The sequence below is a fragment of the Enhydrobacter sp. genome (assembly GCF_030246845.1).
GTDB lineage: Bacteria > Pseudomonadota > Alphaproteobacteria > Reyranellales > Reyranellaceae > Reyranella.
On sequence record NZ_CP126889.1, the window covers coordinates 2,717,475 to 2,733,621 of the forward strand.

General features: G+C 66.9%; 15 protein-coding genes. 8 read left to right on the plus strand and 7 right to left on the minus strand.

The features are described 5' to 3' along the window. Window positions 1–3: 3 nt before the first annotated feature. The 5 genes from OJF58_RS13665 to OJF58_RS13685 all read right to left on the minus strand — a co-directional run bounded on the left by OJF58_RS13665 (window position 4) and on the right by OJF58_RS13685 (window position 4,200). Window positions 4–1,005: a D-cysteine desulfhydrase family protein gene (locus OJF58_RS13665; RefSeq protein ID WP_300785116.1), complete on the minus strand. Its 1,002-nt coding sequence runs from the start codon at window positions 1,003–1,005 to the stop codon at window positions 4–6. 37 nt (window positions 1,006–1,042) lie between these two features. After that, window positions 1,043–2,032 (minus strand): tripartite tricarboxylate transporter substrate-binding protein, encoded by a 990-nt coding sequence (locus OJF58_RS13670; RefSeq protein ID WP_300785118.1) that lies wholly within the window; start codon window positions 2,030–2,032, stop codon window positions 1,043–1,045. Window positions 2,033–2,065: 33 nt separating this feature from the next. After that, window positions 2,066–3,037 (minus strand): tripartite tricarboxylate transporter substrate-binding protein, encoded by a 972-nt coding sequence (locus OJF58_RS13675; protein WP_300785119.1) that lies wholly within the window; start codon window positions 3,035–3,037, stop codon window positions 2,066–2,068. A gap of 66 nt (window positions 3,038–3,103) precedes the next feature. After that, window positions 3,104–3,631 (minus strand): chromate transporter, encoded by a 528-nt coding sequence (locus OJF58_RS13680; RefSeq protein ID WP_300778160.1) that lies wholly within the window; start codon window positions 3,629–3,631, stop codon window positions 3,104–3,106. After that, entirely contained in the window at window positions 3,628–4,200 is a 573-nt protein-coding gene (locus tag OJF58_RS13685; RefSeq protein WP_300778162.1) for a chromate transporter, read from the minus strand. The genes OJF58_RS13680 and OJF58_RS13685 overlap by 4 nt, the downstream gene beginning before the upstream one ends. A gap of 230 nt (window positions 4,201–4,430) precedes the next feature. Here OJF58_RS13685 and scpA point away from each other — a divergent pair, with 230 nt between their 5' ends. Then, on the plus strand, window positions 4,431–6,587 hold the full coding sequence (gene scpA / locus OJF58_RS13690) for a methylmalonyl-CoA mutase (protein WP_300778163.1): 2,157 nt from the start codon (window positions 4,431–4,433) through the stop codon (window positions 6,585–6,587). Window positions 6,588–6,667: 80 nt separating this feature from the next. On the opposite strand, the gene OJF58_RS13695 is transcribed toward scpA, so the two are convergent. Next, entirely contained in the window at window positions 6,668–7,495 is an 828-nt protein-coding gene (locus OJF58_RS13695) for a DUF3108 domain-containing protein (protein WP_300778164.1), read from the minus strand. A gap of 209 nt (window positions 7,496–7,704) precedes the next feature. Between OJF58_RS13695 and OJF58_RS13700 the strand changes: the two genes are divergently transcribed. The 7 genes from OJF58_RS13700 (at window position 7,705) to OJF58_RS13730 (ending at window position 15,067) form a co-directional block, all read left to right on the plus strand. Beyond that, window positions 7,705–9,480 (plus strand): ABC transporter ATP-binding protein/permease, encoded by a 1,776-nt coding sequence (locus tag OJF58_RS13700; protein WP_300778166.1) that lies wholly within the window; start codon window positions 7,705–7,707, stop codon window positions 9,478–9,480. Next, window positions 9,467–10,636, plus strand: a complete 1,170-nt coding sequence (locus OJF58_RS13705) for an MFS transporter (RefSeq protein ID WP_300778168.1) — start codon at window positions 9,467–9,469, stop codon at window positions 10,634–10,636. Before OJF58_RS13700 ends, OJF58_RS13705 begins: the two co-directional genes overlap by 14 nt. Further along, entirely contained in the window at window positions 10,623–11,777 is a 1,155-nt protein-coding gene (locus tag OJF58_RS13710) for an MFS transporter (RefSeq protein ID WP_300778169.1), read from the plus strand. Before OJF58_RS13705 ends, OJF58_RS13710 begins: the two co-directional genes overlap by 14 nt. Before the next feature lie 15 nt (window positions 11,778–11,792). Continuing rightward, complete coding sequence (meaB, locus tag OJF58_RS13715) at window positions 11,793–12,791, plus strand: methylmalonyl Co-A mutase-associated GTPase MeaB (RefSeq protein WP_300778170.1); 999 nt, start codon at window positions 11,793–11,795, stop codon at window positions 12,789–12,791. Continuing rightward, window positions 12,781–13,263 (plus strand): YcgN family cysteine cluster protein, encoded by a 483-nt coding sequence (locus OJF58_RS13720; RefSeq protein ID WP_300778172.1) that lies wholly within the window; start codon window positions 12,781–12,783, stop codon window positions 13,261–13,263. The genes meaB and OJF58_RS13720 overlap by 11 nt, the downstream gene beginning before the upstream one ends. 73 nt (window positions 13,264–13,336) lie before the next feature. Beyond that, window positions 13,337–13,642: a 50S ribosomal protein L28 gene (rpmB, locus tag OJF58_RS13725; RefSeq protein WP_300778174.1), complete on the plus strand. Its 306-nt coding sequence runs from the start codon at window positions 13,337–13,339 to the stop codon at window positions 13,640–13,642. A 60-nt stretch (window positions 13,643–13,702) separates the two neighbouring features. Continuing rightward, the gene (locus OJF58_RS13730) at window positions 13,703–15,067 is read left to right on the plus strand and encodes an IS1182 family transposase (RefSeq protein ID WP_300778177.1); all 1,365 of its coding nucleotides are present in this window, start codon (window positions 13,703–13,705) and stop codon (window positions 15,065–15,067) included. Between the two features lie 88 nt (window positions 15,068–15,155). On the opposite strand, the gene OJF58_RS13735 is transcribed toward OJF58_RS13730, so the two are convergent. Next, window positions 15,156–16,130: an esterase-like activity of phytase family protein gene (locus OJF58_RS13735; RefSeq protein WP_300778178.1), complete on the minus strand. Its 975-nt coding sequence runs from the start codon at window positions 16,128–16,130 to the stop codon at window positions 15,156–15,158. Window positions 16,131–16,147 lie beyond the last annotated feature (17 nt).

Below are 16,147 nucleotides of genomic sequence, written 5' to 3' on the forward strand. Positions count from 1 at the left end.
GGGTCAGTCGAACAAATGGCGATAGGCGAAAAGCGCGGGCGCGCCGCCTGTATGAATGAAGACGACGTCCTGGCCGCTCGTCCATCGGCCCGACCGGACCAGCGCGATCAGCCCGGCCAGTCCTTTGCCGGAATAGACGGGATCGAGCACCAGCCCCTCGAGGGCGGCGCCGAGCCTGATCGCCTCGATCGTCGCCTGATGCGGCACGCCATAGGCCGGTCCGGCATGACCGGCGACCACTTCCACGTCTGCCGGATCGAAAGGCTGGCCAAGCTGCGCGGCCGCCGCCTCGGCATAGGCGAGGACGTCGGCGCGGACGCGCCCGGGCTCCGCGTCGATGTCGATGCCCACGATTCGGGTGTGCGGCAGGCAACGGCGCGCGGCCACGAGGCCCGCCTGCGTGCCGCCGCTGCCCGAGCAATGCACGACCGCGGCGGGAAGAAATCCCAGCGCCTCCGATTGATGGGCGATCTCCAGCAAGGTCGAGGCATAGGCGACAGCGCCGAGCGGGTTCGACACGCCATAGGGGACGATGTAGGGCCTGTGCCCGCGGGCGCGCAGCCCGTCGGCGAGCGCGGTGATGGCGCCGTTGCGATCGCCATTCCAGGGAACGTCGTGCAGAACGGCGCCGAACAGGCGGTTGAGCAGGGCATTGCCCGTTGCCTCGTACTCCACCGTCGACGGCGCGAGCCGGCCATGATAGACGGCAAGATGGCAGGCAAGGCCAAGCTTTGCCGCGGCCGCCGCGACCTGGCGCTGGCTGTTCGACTGCACGACGCCGCCGGAGACCAGGGTATCGGCCCCCTGGTCGATCGCCTCGCGCAACACATAGTCGAGCTTGCGCAGCTTGTTGCCGCCAAGACCAAGGCCGGTGCAATCGTCCCGCTTCACCCAAAGACGGGGGCCGCCAAGATGGGCCGACAGGCGCTGCAGCGGCTCGAGCGGCGTCGGCAAATGCGCAAGCCCGAGGCGCCTGAAACCGGAAAGAGCATCCTCGACGATCATGCGATGGGATCGAGCCATCTGGGTCAGCGGGTGATGATCAATCGAACTTGATGTTGGCGACCCTGATCAGCTGGCTCCATTTCTCGGTTTCGCGGCGCTGGAAACGCGCGAACTCTTCCGCCGTGCCGCCGGCGGCGATGCCGCCCACGGCGGCATAGGCCTCGATCAGGGCGCGCGACTTCAATGCTTCGGCCGCCGCGGCGTGCAGGCGGTCGCGATTGGCGCGGATCGACGCGCCGGGCGAGACCAGGCCGTACCAGTTGTCCGAGTTGACGCGGGGATAGCCGAGTTCGCGCATGGTCGGCACGTCCGGCAACAGGGCGGCGCGACGGTCGGAGGTGACGGCGATCGCCTTCAGCGCGCCCGAGCGAACGTGCGGAAGGACCGCCGGCAGATCGAGGATCGCCATCTGGACATTGCCGGCGATGAGGTCCTGCGTGGCCGGAGCGGCGCCGCGATAGGGCACGTGCAAGGCCCTCGTGCCGGTCTCCCGCTCGAACAGTTCCATCGCGAGGTGGGTGATGCTGCCGATGCCGGCGCTGGCGTAGGAGAGCTTACCCGGCGCCGCCTTCAGGCGCGCGATCAGCGCCTCGAGGTCGGCGATGCCGAGCTTGGCGGTGACGACCAGGATTTCCTGCACGCGCGCGATCAGGATGATTGGCGCGAGGTCGTGGATCGGGTCGTAGGGGACGATCGGGTCATAGGGCGTATCCGCCAGCACGCTCGGCATGATGGCGCCCGTCGAGGCGCTGATGATGCCCATGACATGGGCATCGAGGCCGGCCTTGGCGACGAGATTGAGGGCCGCGACCACGGATATGTTGTCCTTGTTCTCGGCCACCACCGGCTTGCCGAGCCGCTCCGCCATGCCCTTGGCCAGGTATCGGCCGAAGATGTCGGCTGGCCCTCCCGGCGGAAAGGGGATGATCATGGTGAGCGGCTTGTCGGGAAATGCCGGGGGCTGCGCCCGAGCGCCGGCGGCCGGCAGCAGCGCCAGGCCCGCAAGCGCGTGGCGGCGGGTCATCATGAGAGGGTCCTCCACTTTCGGCACGCAGAATCTCTATTCTATCTTGATGTTCGCGAGCTTTATCACGCCTGCCCACTTCTCGATCTCCTGGTGCTGAAAGCGTGCGAATTCCTGTGACGAGCCGCCGGCCACGATGCCGCCGACCGCGGCATAGGCGTCGCTCAGCTTTTTCGATTTCAAGGCTTGCGCTGCTGCATCGTGCAGCCGCGCCCGATCGGCGCCGGGCGACGCACCTGGAGAGGCGAGACCGTACCAATTGTCCGAATTGACCTTCGGATAGCCGAGCGCGCGCATGGTCGGGACATCGGGGAGCAGCGGCGCAGGCACGTCGGAGGTAACGGCAATCGCCTTGAGCGCGCCGGACCGGACATGCGGCAGAAGCACGGGGATGTCGAGGATCGCCATCTGCACCAGGCCTGCGAGCAGGTCGTTGGTGGCGGGCGCCGCGCCGCGGTAGGGTACGTGCACCGCATCGGTGCCGGTCTCGCGCTTGAACAGTTCCATCGCGAGATGGGTGATGCCGCCGGCGCCTGCGCTGCCATAGGAATACTTGCCCGGTTCGGCCTTCAGTCGCGCGATCAGCGTCCTGGCATCGGAGATGCCGAGCCTGGCGTCGACCACCAGCACCTCCTGGACGCGTGTGACGAGGATGATCGGCGCGAGGTCGTGCGCCGCATCGTAGGGCATGTTGGGCATCAGCGTGGGCATGATCGCCCCGGCCGATGCACTCATCAGGCCCATCACATGCGCGTCGGTCGCCGCCTTGGCCACGAAATCCATGCCTGTGACGCCGGCCACGCCGCTCTTGTTCTCCACGACGACCGGCTTGCCGAGATCCGCCGCCATTCCCTCGGCGAGGAAGCGGCCGAAGATATCGGCCGGCCCGCCCGGCGGAAAAGGCACGATCAGGGTGAGGGGCTTGCTCGGGAAGGTCGGCTGCTGGGCCGATGCGTTGGCGACCGGCAAGGCAGCCAGGCCGCCAAGCGCGGCACGGCGTGTGATCATGGCTAGTCTCTCCCATTCCGCGAGGGGAGTCTGCGCAGCGACGACTTGATCGGCAAGCGACGTTCGTTATTGGCCGAAGCCGCTCCAGCCGATGGCGGCGCCCGCCGCCAGCAGCCACAGGGGATGCAACCGTGTCCTCGCGGCGACCAGAGCGACGCCGGCGCTGATCGCAACAAGGACCCAGGTGCGATCGGCGGCGCGCACGATCAGCACCGCGCTCGCCGCAACGAGACCGACCGAGATGGGAACCAGCCCGGCCTGCACGGTCCGCCGCCAGGAATTGTCCTTGAAGCGCCGCCACAGCCTCAAGGCGACCGCGGTGAGGATCGAGGACGGACCGAAGATCGCGACCGTCGACACCAGCATGCCGGCTAGGCCCGCGACATGCCAGCCGATCAGCGGCACCACCATCATGTTCGGACCCGGCGCGGCCTGCGCGAGCGCAAACAGCGCCGCGAAATCGGCGTCCGTCAGCCAGCGATGGACCTCGGTCACCTGGCGGTGCATTTCGGGCAGGATCGTGTTGCCGCCGCCGAAGGCAATCAGCGAGAGCTGGGTGAAGATCAAGGCCAGGGCGGCGAGCGTTGCGTTCATGCGCCCAGCTTCCTCGTGAGGGCGATGCTGAGCGGCGCGAGGACGAGCATCGTCGGCACAAGCGGCCACTGGAGGACCGCGATTGCGACCAGGCAAAGGATGGCGACGCCAACGGCGATCGGCCGGCGGCGCATCGGCAGCGCGATCTTGACGGCCATGGCGACCAGCAGGCCGGCGGCTGCGGCGGCGAGCCCCCCGAACATGTGCACCACGTGCGGATCCGACTGGAAACGGGCATAGACGATGCCCAGCACGATCACGATGGCAGTGGGCGCGGCAATCAGGCCGACCAGCGCCGCCACGGCGCCGGCGACGCCCCTGAAATTCATGCCGATCGCGACGGCGAGATTGATGATGTTGCCGCCAGGGAGGAACTGGCAGAGGCCCAGCAGCTCCGTGAATTCGACACTGCTCAGCCAGCGGCGTTGCTCGACAATCATGTGGTGGGCGAGCGGTAGCACGCCGCCGAATCCGGTCAGGCCCAGCACGAGGAAGCCGCGGAACAGCTCGCCGACCGTCAGCGTGCCCGCCAATTCCGTCTCGCTTCCCTCGCTGCCGCGCACGACCATGCACAAGAGCTAGAAGCGGTTCACGAAGATGTCCAATATATGTTTTCAGGCGTGCCCATACGGGACGAATCTCGGCCCGCAGGGGCCGGTCCCTCGCTGCGGAACGCCCTATCGGAACGCGAATCGAGTGCTGTTTTCGCGGTTGCGAGCGTTTATTGTTGATTGGAACCAGCGGAGATTCGCCTGCTCTGGACGCCGCTGGCCAGCGCTCGTGACGACAAGTGGGACTCATGGCTGACTTTCCGAACAAGACCCTCGCCGACTGGGAAAAGCTCGCGACCAAGGAGCTGCGCGACCGGCCGCTTTCGTCGCTCGACTGGACGACGCCCGAGGGCATCGTGGTGAAGCCGGTTTATACGGCGGCCGATCTCGAGGCGCTGGAGACCGTGGGCACGCTGCCGGGCTTCCCGCCCTTCACCCGCGGACCGAAGGCGACGATGTATGCCGGCCGGCCCTGGACGGTGCGCCAGTACGCGGGCTTCTCGACGGCGGAGGAGAGCAACAGGTTCTATCGCGCCAATCTCGCCGCGGGCCAAATGGGCCTCTCGGTGGCGTTCGATCTCGCCACCCACCGCGGCTACGATTCCGATCATCCGCGCGTCGTGGGCGATGTCGGCAAGGCCGGCGTGGCGATCGATTCGGTCGAGGACATGAAGATCCTGTTCGATGGCATCCCGCTCGACAAGATGAGCGTGTCGATGACCATGAACGGCGCCGTGTTGCCGGTGCTGGCCGGCTACATCGTGGCGGCAGAGGAGCAGGGGGTGCCTCAGGAGAAGCTCTCGGGCACGATCCAGAACGACATCCTCAAGGAGTTCATGGTCCGGAACACCTACATTTATCCGCCCGGACCCTCCATGCGCATCGTGGCCGACATCATCGAGCACACGGCCAGGCACATGCCGAAGTTCAACTCGATCTCGATCTCCGGCTATCACATGCAGGAGGCGGGCGCGACGCTGGTGCAGGAACTCGCCTTCACCCTGGCCGACGGCCTCGAATATGTGCGCGCGGCCAAGGCCAAGGGGCTCGATATCGACGCCTTCGCGCCCAGGCTCTCGTTCTTCTTCTGCATCGGCATGAACTTCTTCATGGAGGTGGCGAAGCTCAGGGCTGCGCGCTTCCTGTGGGCCGAGCTGATCAGGCCGTTCGAGCCGAAGAAGGCCGATTCGCTGTCGCTGCGCACCCACTGCCAGACGTCGGGCGTGTCGCTCACCGAGCAGGATCCGTTCAACAACGTGATCCGCACCGCCTACGAGGCGATGGCGGCGGTGCTGGGCGGCACGCAGTCGTTGCACACCAACTCCTTCGACGAGGCGATTGCCCTGCCGACGCCGCAGTCGGCCCGCATCGCGCGCAACACCCAGCTCATCCTTCAGCATGAAACGGGAATCACGAAGGTCGTCGATCCGCTGGCCGGCAGCTACTACGTCGAATCGCTGACCGCGAGCCTGGTCGCCGAGGCGCGCAAGCTGATCGGCGAGGTAGAGGCGCTGGGCGGCATGACCAAGGCCGTGGAGGCGGGCATGCCCAAGATGCGCATCGAGGAGGCGGCCGCGCGCAAGCAGGCCCGCATCGACCGCGGCGAGGAAGTGATCGTGGGCGTGAACAGGTTCCAGCCCAAGGAAGACGCCAAGGTTGAGATTCTCGAGGTCGACAACGACGCCGTGCGCAATGCTCAGGTGGCGCGCCTGCAGAAGATCCGGACAAGCCGCGACGAGGCGAAATGCGTGGCGGCCCTGAAGGCGCTGGGCGAGGCCGCGCGCAACGGCACGGGCAACCTGCTGACCCTCAGCATCGAGGCGACGCGCGCGCGGGCCACCGTCGGCGAGATCTCGTCGGCGCTCGAAGGCGTCTACGGCCGCTACCAGGCGACCATCCGCTCGATTTCCGGCGTCTATGCCGGCGAGTGGGAGGGCGACGAGGGGCTGGCGCGCATCCGCACCGACATCGCCTCCTTCGCCGAGGAGGAGGGGCGCCGGCCGCGCCTGATGGTCGTGAAGATGGGGCAGGACGGCCACGACCGCGGCGCCAAGGTGATCGCCACCGCCTTCGCCGATCTGGGCTTCGACGTCGACATCGGCCCGTTGTTCCAAACGCCGGCGGAAGCGGCGCGCGCGGCGATCGAGAACGACGTGCATGTGATCGGCGTCTCGAGCCAGGCCGCCGGTCACAAGACGCTGGTGCCTCAGCTCATCGAGGAGTTGGGCAAGCAGGGCGGATCCGACATCCTGGTTGTGGTGGGCGGCGTGATCCCCGCCCAGGACTACGACTTCCTGAAGAAGGCCGGCGTGGCGGCGATCTATGGTCCCGGTACCAACATTCCGGCAGCGGCGGCCGAGATCCTGGCGATCCTGCGCCGACGCGATCACAAGCGCGCGGCGTGACATCTTCTGGTCCGCGCGCATCTTGCGTGCGGATGGGCGGGCTGGAAGCCGGCGGTCCGATCGGCGACCGCCGAAGATCGCTACCGCTGCATCGCGATCTTCTCCTCTTCCGTGAGTGGGCGTTCGCGGAAGTAGAGCATCTTGCCGTAGATCGTGCCGAAGCCGGTCTCCGCCTCGAGCTTGACCGGATAGCGGAAGGGCAAGTCGTCGAGCCGCGCAAACCAGAGCTTCATCGGCCGTTCGCGCTTGCTCTCTGCCTCCTTCGGTGCGTCGTCGAAATCGCCGGCGATCCGTCGGGTATAGACGCCGCAGACCAGTAGATCGCCCTTGGCGGCGGGAACGCCGGCCGTCGCTGCCGACTCGGTACCGATCTTCGTGAGCACGACATCGATGCGGCGCTTGCCGTCATTGGAGGGGATCGTGCGGTCACAGGCGGCATCGCCGGCCACGCCGGCCTCTATGGCCGCGGAAAGGGGATCGAGCGACCTGGCGCGCTTGTCCTCGGGGATGGCCTTCCCGGGCGGCGGGTTCCAGGCGGGATCGCTTGTCTCCCGGACCATGCCGCCCGCCCCGTAGAGCGCACGCCACGAACGCTGCTTGTCCCCGACCACGATCGACAGAGAGCCGCCAGCCGGTCGGGCGCCGTGCGGTCCGAAGGCGCCCCAGGCCCGGTTCCGGCCTTCGTAGTTGATGGTGATCGCCTTGATCAGCCCTTCCTTGAAGGTGTGGCTCTGGATGTCGTAGCGGTGGTCATCGTCGAAGCGTGCCTTGAAGTCGATGCGAAATCCGGTGAAGCCGAGATAGGTGATCGCATAGCCGACCTCCACCTCTCGCGCTTCCTGGGCCGTGGCCACCGTCGGCACTGCGCCGCACAAGGCAAAGGCCAGCAAGGCCCTAAGAAAAGTCATGAAATGGCGCTCCATCGGGGGACTTACCCGAGCCCGGCCGACACGATAGAAGGCCCACACCCCCTCCGCCACCGAGCCTGCGCGCCCGAACCGGCCTTTTGTCCATGTCGCCTCCCGCCAACGATCGTCCTCCCGCCATCGGTCTCGGCCGGTCGTGGTCCGTGCTCACCATATTGGGCCGACATTTGTGGCCAAAGGGCGAATGGGGATTGCGCACGCGCGTCCTGGTCGCGCTGGCGCTCCTTGTTTTGGCCAAAGTGGCCAACGTCTACGTACCGATCCTCTACAAGCATGCCGTCGATGCGCTCGGCACGCCGCAAGGCCAGGCGATGGCGGTGCCTGTCGCGCTGATCCTGGCCTATGGCGGGGCGCGCGTGCTGGCGCAGGCCTTCGGCGAGGTCCGCGATGCGGTCTTCGCGCCGGTCGGGCAGCGCGCCATCCGCAATCTCGCGCTGCAGGTCTTCGGCCATCTCCATGGCCTGTCGCTGCGCTATCACCTCGAGCGCCAGACCGGCGGGCTGAGCCGCGTCATCGAGCGCGGCACGCAGGGCATGGAGTTCCTGATCCGCTTCACGACCTTCAACATCCTGCCGACGCTGCTCGAGATCGCCATGGTCGGCGCCATCCTGTGGCGGCTCTACGACTGGCGCTTCACTGCGGTGACGCTGGGCGTGATCGCCGGCTACATCGTCTTCACGATCACGGTCTCGGAATGGCGCATCCAGTTCGTGCGGCGCATGAACGATGCCGACACCGACGCCAACGCCAAGGCGATCGACAGCCTGCTGAACTACGAGACGGTGAAGTATTTCGGCAACGAGCGGCACGAGGCGCGGCGCTACGACGTCGGCCGGCGCCGCTACGAGACGGCGGCGATCCGGTCGAGCCGCACGCTCTCCCTGCTCAACATCGGGCAGGGCGTGATCATCGCGATCGGGCTGGCCGCCGTGATGGTGATGGCGGGCGGCGGCGTCGTCGACCGCACGATGACCGTGGGCGATTTCGTGGCGGTGAACGCCTTCCTGCTGCAGCTCTATGCGCCGCTCAACATGCTGGGCTTCGCCTATCGCGAGATCCGCGGCGCGCTGGTGAACATGGAGAAGATGTTCGGCCTGCTCGACGTGCCGCCGGAGATAGCGGACAGACCCGACGCGCCGGCGCTGAAGATCGGCGGCGGCGAGATCGTGTTCGATCACGTCGATTTCCACTACGAGAAGGCGCGGCCGATCCTGCACGACGTGAGCTTTCGCGTGGCGCCCGGCGATACCGTCGCCATCGTGGGCTCGAGCGGCGCGGGCAAGTCGACCGTCTCGCGCATCCTGTTCCGCTTCTACGACGTGGCGGCGGGACGAGTGCTGATCGACGGGCAGGACATCCGCGATGTCCGGCAAGCCAGCCTGCGCGCGGCGATCGGCGTCGTGCCGCAGGACACGGTGCTGTTCAACGACACGATCTACTACAACATCGCCTATGGCCGGCCGGAGGCGACCCGCGAGGAGGTCGAGCAGGCGGCGAAGCTCGCGCGCATCCACGACTTCATCATGGCCTTGCCGCAGAAATACCAGTCCACGGTCGGCGAACGCGGGCTCAAGCTGTCGGGCGGCGAGAAGCAGCGCGTGGCGATCGCACGGACCATCCTCAAGGACCCGCGCATTCTCCTGTTCGACGAAGCGACCAGCGCGCTCGACACGCGCACGGAGCAGGAGATCCAGCGCTCGCTCGAGGAGGTGAGCCGCGGTCGAACGACATTGGTGATCGCCCATCGCCTCTCGACCATTATCCATGCCGACGAGATCGTGGTGCTCGATCGGGGCCGCGTGGTCGAGCGCGGCCGGCACGGCGAGCTGCTGGCGCGCAATGGTCTCTACGCCGACATGTGGCGGCGCCAGCAGGAAGCCGCCGCCGAGGCCGAACGCAAGGTCGATGCCGAAGCCGGAGAGCTGCCGTCCTTCCGCTCGGAAGGGCACTTGCGTGTCGCCGAATAGCGTCCCGGCGCGCCGGCCGCTGGTGCCGATCCTCGCTGCCTGCGCCGCCGCCGGGCTGCTCGCGGGCGCGTCCTGGCCGCTCGTGCCGCTCGCCCTCGAGCGTCAGGGCGTCGACAAGGCTTCGATCGGCGTCATCGCCGCCGCCTGGGGTATCGGCATGCTGCTGACGGCCACGCGCATTCCCCGTCTCGCGGCCCGGTACGGCACGGTGCCGCTGATGGTCGGCGCCGTCGTCGTGGGCGCGGCGGTCTCGGTGGCTTACACGTTCACCAGCAGCCCCATCGTCTGGTTCGCGCTCAACCTGACGCATGGTGCGGTCGATGGCGTGCCGTGGGTCCTGAGCGAGATCTGGATCAACATGGTCGTCGAGGAACGCCATCGCAGCCGCGCCATGGCGATCTATGCGATCCTGATCGCGGCCGGCATGGCGCTGGGCCCGTTCGTCCTGCAGGCCGTAGGCGTCTACGGGCCGTTGCCGTTTCTCACCTGCGCCCTGATCGCCTTGTTGATCGCGCTCCCGCTGTTGCCGTACTGGAAAAGCGCACCGGCGATCGCGCCGCAGGCGGGAAGCGGTTTCGTGGCCGTCGTCCTCGCCGCACCGCTCGCCATGCTCGCCGCCTTCTCGACCGGGGTCGGCGAGCAGGTGGCGTTCAGCTTCCTGCCGGTCTATGCGGTGGGCGCCGGCGTGGCGCCGAAGACCGGTGCGCTGTGGCTTTCGGCGTTCGTGGTCGGAAATCTCGTCCTGCAATGGCCGATCGGCTGGCTGGCCGACCGCGTCGATCGGCGCGCCGTGCTGGCCGGCGCCACGATGGCCAGCGCCGCACTTGTCTTGTTGTTGACGTTGGCGCCGGCACATTCGCCGATCGTACTGGTCATCGTCCTTTTGTGGGGCGGGATTTCGTTCGGCATCTATCCTCTGGGGCTGGCGCTGCTCGGCCGGCGCTTCAGGCACGGCGACATCGCGCGCGCCAATACAGTGTTCTCGATGCTCTATATCGGCGGCGGCCTTGTCGGCCAGCCGCTGACCGGCGCCGCCATGGACCAATTCGGCGATGTCGGCCTCGGCTGGACGCTGGCCTTCTTCTATGTCGTGGCGGCGACCGGCGCGTTGTTGGCGTTGCGTGGGAGCGAGGGCGATCGGCATGTCGTCGAATAGCGTTGTTGCGGCGCCATGGCGCGCCCTGCTGCCGGTCTACGTCGCCTGCCTCGCCTTCGGCGTGCAGGTCGGCGCGTCGCTGCCGCTGGTGCCGCTCGCGCTCGAACGACGCGGCGTCGACAATTTCACGATCGGGCTCGTGAGCGCGGCCTGGGGCATCGGCATGGTCGCGACCGCGCATCGCATCCCCGCTGCCGCGGCGCGCATCGGCGCCACGCCGCTCATCTGCCTTTCGCTGCTGGTGACGGCGGCGATCGCCATCGCTTTCGCCTACACCGAAAGCACGCTGCTCTGGTTCGGGCTCAGCCTGCTGTCGGGCGTGTCGGGCGGTGTTCCCTGGGTCGTGAGCGAAATCTGGATCAATCTGGTGGTCGACGAGGGCCGTCGCGGCCGGGCCGTTGCGGTCTACTCGACCCTCGTCGCGCTGGGGCTCGCCGTCGGGCCTGTGATCCTTCAGGTCGTGGGCGTCTATGGGCCGCTGCCTTTCCTGGCGACGGCCGCCCTCACATTGTTGATCGCTGTCCCCTTGCTGCCGAGCTGGCGCACGGCGCCCGTGGTCGAGGAGAGCGCCTCCGGCGGCTTCCTGCGCACGGCGATGCTGGCATCCGTCGCGATGCTCGCGGCCTTTGCCTGCGGCCTGGGCGAGCAGGCCGCCTTCAGCTTCCTGCCGGTCTATGCGGTGGCGGCCGGCGTTCCGCCGCAGACCGGCGCCATGTGGCTTTCGGCCTTCGTGATCGGCAATCTCGCCCTGCAATGGCCGATCGGCTGGGCCGCGGACCATTGGGATCGCCGGAAGGTCCTGGCGATCTGTGCGCTGTTAAGCGCCGCCATGACCATCCTGCTGCCGATGATCGATCTGCACGGCTCGGGCATCCTTGCCCTGCTGCTGCTGTGGGGCGGCATTTCGTTCGGCATCTACACGGTGGGGCTGGCATTGCTCGGCCAGCGCTTCACCGGCGGCGACATTGCCGCCGCCAATGCGGCCTTCACGATCCTCTACACGGTCGGCGGGCTCGTCGGCCGGCCAATCACCGGCGCGATGATGGACGTGGCCGGGGCTCGCGGCTTCGGTCCGTCAATCGCGGTCTTCTACCTGATTGCCGGCGTCGGCGCCTTGCTGGCCTTGCGCCGGCGTGGCTGATAAAGCTTGCCTATCATGAGTCCGTCGGCTGCCAAATCCAGCGTCGCCGCCGATCCGCTGCTGCCACCATTGCTGGCTGGCGACCGGCGGGCGCTTGCCCAGGCGATCACGCTGATCGAGTCGACCCGGCCCGATCACCGCGAGCGTGCCGACGCGCTCCTGGCCGCCGTATTGCCGCATGCCGGCAAGGCGGCGCGGCTCGGCATCACGGGCGTGCCCGGGGTCGGCAAGTCGACCCTGATCGAACGCTTTGGCCTGTCGCTGCTGGAGCGGGGGCGGTCGCTTGCCGTGCTGGCGATCGACCCCTCGTCCAAGCGCGGCGGCGGCTCGATCCTGGGCGACAAGACGCGCATGGAGGAGCTGTCGCGGCGGACTGCAGCCTTCATCCGGCCATCGCCGGCCGGCGCGACACTGGGCGGCGTCGCCCGGCGCACGCGCGAGGCCATGCTGCTCGTCGAGGCGGCGGGCTTCGACACGGTGATCGTCGAGACGGTCGGCGTCGGCCAGTCCGAGACCGCCGTCGCCGACATGGTCGACATGTTCATCGTGCTCTTGTTGCCGGCCGGCGGCGACGATCTGCAGGGCATCAAGCGCGGCGTGATCGAGCTTGCCGACCTGATCGTGGTCAACAAGGCCGATGGCGACCTGAAGGCCACCGCGCGACGCTCGGCCGCCGACTACAAACATGCGCTGCGTATGCTGCGCTCTCCGACCGCGGGGTGGACTCCGGAGGTGACGACCTGCTCGGCGCACACCGGTGAGGGCGTGGCCGAGCTCTGGACGATCGTCGAACGCTTCAACGAGGCGGTGGGCGAGAAAGGCATTGCCCGCCGCCGTGCCGAGCAGGCCCGGGCCTGGATGTGGAACGAAGTGGGCGAGACCCTGCTTGCGGAATTGCGCAAGCATCCCGACGTCAAGCGGCTGGTGAGCGGGCTGGAGCGCGATGTCGAAAGCGGACGCTGCACGCCCGCCGCCGCCGCCCGTCGTATGCTGGAAGCGTTCCATGGCCGCTAAGTCCCTCGTCCGGCGGGCCCGCCGTGCCGCCCAAAAGACCGAACTGCCGTTCTGGAAGCGCAAGACTCTCGCCCAGATGACCAAATCCGAGTGGGAGTCGCTCTGCGACGGCTGCGGCATGTGTTGCGTCAACAAGCTGGAATACGAGGGCACGGGCGAGCTCGCCCAGACGGATACCTGCTGCAAGCTCCTCGATCCCAGGACCGCGCGCTGCAAGGACTACAGGAACCGCAAGAAAATCGTGCCGGACTGCATCCAGCTCACCCCACAAGTGGTGGCCAAGATGGACTGGCTCCCCAAGACCTGCGCCTATCGCCTGGTCCATTTCCGGCAGGATCTCTACTGGTGGCATCCCTTGGTCTCGGGTGACCCGGAAACCGTGCATCAGGCGGGAATCTCGGCCCGCGGCCGTGTGATTCCGGAGGATCAGGTCGAGGATATCAGCGAAAGGGTCGTGGATTGGTTCGCTTGACGACCTACCGTCGGGCCCTTAAAAAGCCGGCCGTCCCGCCCGTTGGCGGGATCGTTTTTTAGCGGAAATCGCCATGCCCCGTCGTTGCGCCCTGTCGGGCAAGTCCGTCCAGTACGGCCACAATGTGAGCCACGCCAACAACAAGACCAAGCGCCGGTTCATGTCCAACCTGCAGGTCGCTTCGGTCCTGTCCGACATGCTGGGTCATTCGGTGCGCCTGCGGCTGACGCCGCGCGGCATCAAGACGATCGAGCACAATGGCGGCATCGATGCCTACCTGCTGGGCACCAACGACGGCAAGCTCAGCCCCGAGATGCTCAGCCTGAAGCGCAGGGTCGTCTCGGCCAAGGCCAAGAAGGATGCAAAAAAGGCCGCGTAAGCGGCCTCAGACCGCTGACAAACCCCTGGCATTTGCCAGGGGTTTTTGATTCAAGGCGGTATGCTGAAGAAGGCGCTACCGCAACAGATCGAACTCGAACTCGTGGCGATCGAGGGTCTGGTTCCGAAGGATCACCTGCTCCGCAAGATTGAAGCGGTGATCGATTTCTCGTTTATCCATGAGCGTGTGGCGGGGCTTTACTGCCCCGACAATGGGCGCCCGCCGCTGGATCCGGTGGCGATGTTCAAGGCCCTGTTCATTGGCTACCTGTTCGGGATCCGCTCCGAACGGCAGTTGGTGCGCGAGATCGAGGTCAACATCGCCTATCGCTGGTTTTTGGGGCTGAAGCTGACCGATCCGGTATTCGACGCCTCGACGCTGTCGCAGAACCGACGCCGGCGCTACAACGACACGTCGGTCGCGCAGGACATCTTCGATGCGATCGTGGAGCAGGCGATCCGTCACGGCCTGGTCGATGGCACGGTGCTGTACACCGACTCGACGCACCTGAAGGCCAACGCCAACAAGAACCGCTATGACGTTGCCGTGGTCGCCAAGTCGCGTTCGGACTATTGGGATGCGCTTGATGCAGCGATCGGGGAGGATCGTGCCGCGCACGGCAAGAAGCCGCTGAAGGACAAAGCGCGCCAGCCGATCGAGAAGGAGACCAAGGTCTCACGCACCGATCCGGAGAGCGGCTACATGGTGCGTGACGGCAAGCCGAAGGGCTTCTTCTATCTCGACCACCGCACGGTCGATGGTCGCCTGGGCATCATCACTGACACCTATGCGACGCCCGCCAACGTGCATGATTCCATCGTGTATCTCGGCCGCCTCGACCGCCAACGCCGCCGCTTCGACTTCAATGTCGGCGCCGTCGGCCTCGATGCCGGTTATGCGACCACTGGCATTGCCAAGGGCTTGGAGGAGCGCGGTGTACTGGGCGTGATCGGCTATCGCCGACCGACGCCGCCGCGATCCGGCATGATGCCGAACAAGGCCTTCCACTATGAGGCAGAGGTGGATGGCTATCGGTGTCCGCAGGGCCAGCTTCTCACCTACGCCACCACCGATCGCACCGGATATCGACACTACACCAGCGATCCGGCCATTTGCAGAGCCTGCCCGTTGCTCGCTTCCTGTACGTCCAGCGCCAACGCAACGCGCCTGATTACCCGTCATGTCTGGGCCGAGGTTCGCGAGCGCACCGACGCTCATCGGCTGACCCCTTGGGGCAAGCGCATCTACAAGCGACGCAAGGAGACGGTCGAACGCTCCTTCGCTGATGCCAAGCAACTCCACGGCCACCGCTATGCCCGCTTCCGTGGTCTCCTCGCCGTGGCCTGCCAGTGCTTGCTGGCTGCCGCTGCCCAGAACATCAAGAAAATCGCTCTCGCAATGGCGCCTATCCCCGTTCCGGCCTGATCCGATCAAATTCCAACACCATCAACAAAAAACCCCGCTGAAAAATCGACGGGGTTTGTCAGCGGCCTGAGGCCGCGTAAGCGGCCTTTTACTTTGCCAGCTCGAACATCAGCAGCAGATTGCGCTGCAACGGGTTGAAGTTGTTGTCCGAGATCAGCCAGAGCAGGGTCTCTCCGTGCGATCCCGTGGCGGCGGACAGGCCTTCCAGATTGTCGACGGCATAGGGCGAGGCGAGAAAGGCCAGCTCCCTGGCATGGACGGCGGCGCCGGGCGCGAGCTGGCGGGCCTCGAACTGCATGACCCTGACCCGCACGCCGCGCACGATGTCGAAGGCGCGTTCGAGGAGGGCGAACGAGCCGTCCGGCAACCGCGTGATCGCCGTCGGATGGAACGACGGCGCGGTCGCGTACTCGAAACGACTCCAGGCATAATGGCCCTCGCCCGACGGCACGCCGATCCAGCCGACGTTGAAGCCTGGCCGCACCGAATATCTCTCGCTGATCGCGACCAGGCGGCCGTCAGGCAGGGCGGACAGAGCCTCGACACCGCCGTTGAACGGCTGGCGGCGGAACTCCAAGGGCAGGTCGACGGCGACCGGAATGCCATCGAGCGTGGGATAACGCCAGAGGCGGTGGTGGCGCTCGAACGACACCATCCACGAGCCGTCGGGCATATGCGTCATGGCCTCCGCATCGGCCCAGTCCTTGGCGGCCAGCGGCCTGCCGTCGGGCTGGCGCAGCGGCCCGATCCGGCCATCGCTCAACCCCGCGAGATTGCCGTCCTGGTCGTACTCGATGGTGGCTGTGAACCAGCCGCCGACGTCGGAGACCGAGGTGAGACGACGACCGTCGGGCGTCACGCTCAGGTCCGACCAGCCGCCGAAGTTGGCCGAGCTGGCGCTGAGCGAAAGCCCGCCGCGCCAGATCAGGCGGCCGACCTGCCGCTCGGCGGAGGCGTCGAGCCTGAACGGTTCCTGCTGCGCGCCGATCTCGATCGGCAACGACTGGGCATCGACCGGCGCCGCCGGCGGAACGGCGGCGCAGGCGACCGCAAGCAAGAGCAACAGGAAGACGACAGGGC

Bases quoted from the DNA above. Each gene is read 5' to 3' on its own strand.
- rpmB (WP_300778174.1), top strand. From the start codon at position 13,337: ATGCCCCGTCGTTGCGCCCTGTCGGGCAAGTCCGTCCAGTACGGCCAC.
- OJF58_RS13675 (WP_300785119.1), bottom strand. From the start codon at position 3,037: ATGATCACACGCCGTGCCGCGCTTGGCGGCCTGGCTGCCTTGCCGGTC.
- OJF58_RS13685 (WP_300778162.1), bottom strand. From the start codon at position 4,200: ATGGTCGTGCGCGGCAGCGAGGGAAGCGAGACGGAATTGGCGGGCACG.
- OJF58_RS13670 (WP_300785118.1), bottom strand. From the start codon at position 2,032: ATGATGACCCGCCGCCACGCGCTTGCGGGCCTGGCGCTGCTGCCGGCC.
- OJF58_RS13665 (WP_300785116.1), bottom strand. From the start codon at position 1,005: ATGATCGTCGAGGATGCTCTTTCCGGTTTCAGGCGCCTCGGGCTTGCG.
- OJF58_RS13680 (WP_300778160.1), bottom strand. From the start codon at position 3,631: ATGAACGCAACGCTCGCCGCCCTGGCCTTGATCTTCACCCAGCTCTCG.
- OJF58_RS13695 (WP_300778164.1), bottom strand. From the start codon at position 7,495: ATGACTTTTCTTAGGGCCTTGCTGGCCTTTGCCTTGTGCGGCGCAGTG.
- scpA (WP_300778163.1), top strand. From the start codon at position 4,431: ATGGCTGACTTTCCGAACAAGACCCTCGCCGACTGGGAAAAGCTCGCG.
- meaB (WP_300778170.1), top strand. From the start codon at position 11,793: ATGAGTCCGTCGGCTGCCAAATCCAGCGTCGCCGCCGATCCGCTGCTG.
- OJF58_RS13720 (WP_300778172.1), top strand. From the start codon at position 12,781: ATGGCCGCTAAGTCCCTCGTCCGGCGGGCCCGCCGTGCCGCCCAAAAG.
- OJF58_RS13710 (WP_300778169.1), top strand. From the start codon at position 10,623: ATGTCGTCGAATAGCGTTGTTGCGGCGCCATGGCGCGCCCTGCTGCCG.
- OJF58_RS13730 (WP_300778177.1), top strand. From the start codon at position 13,703: ATGCTGAAGAAGGCGCTACCGCAACAGATCGAACTCGAACTCGTGGCG.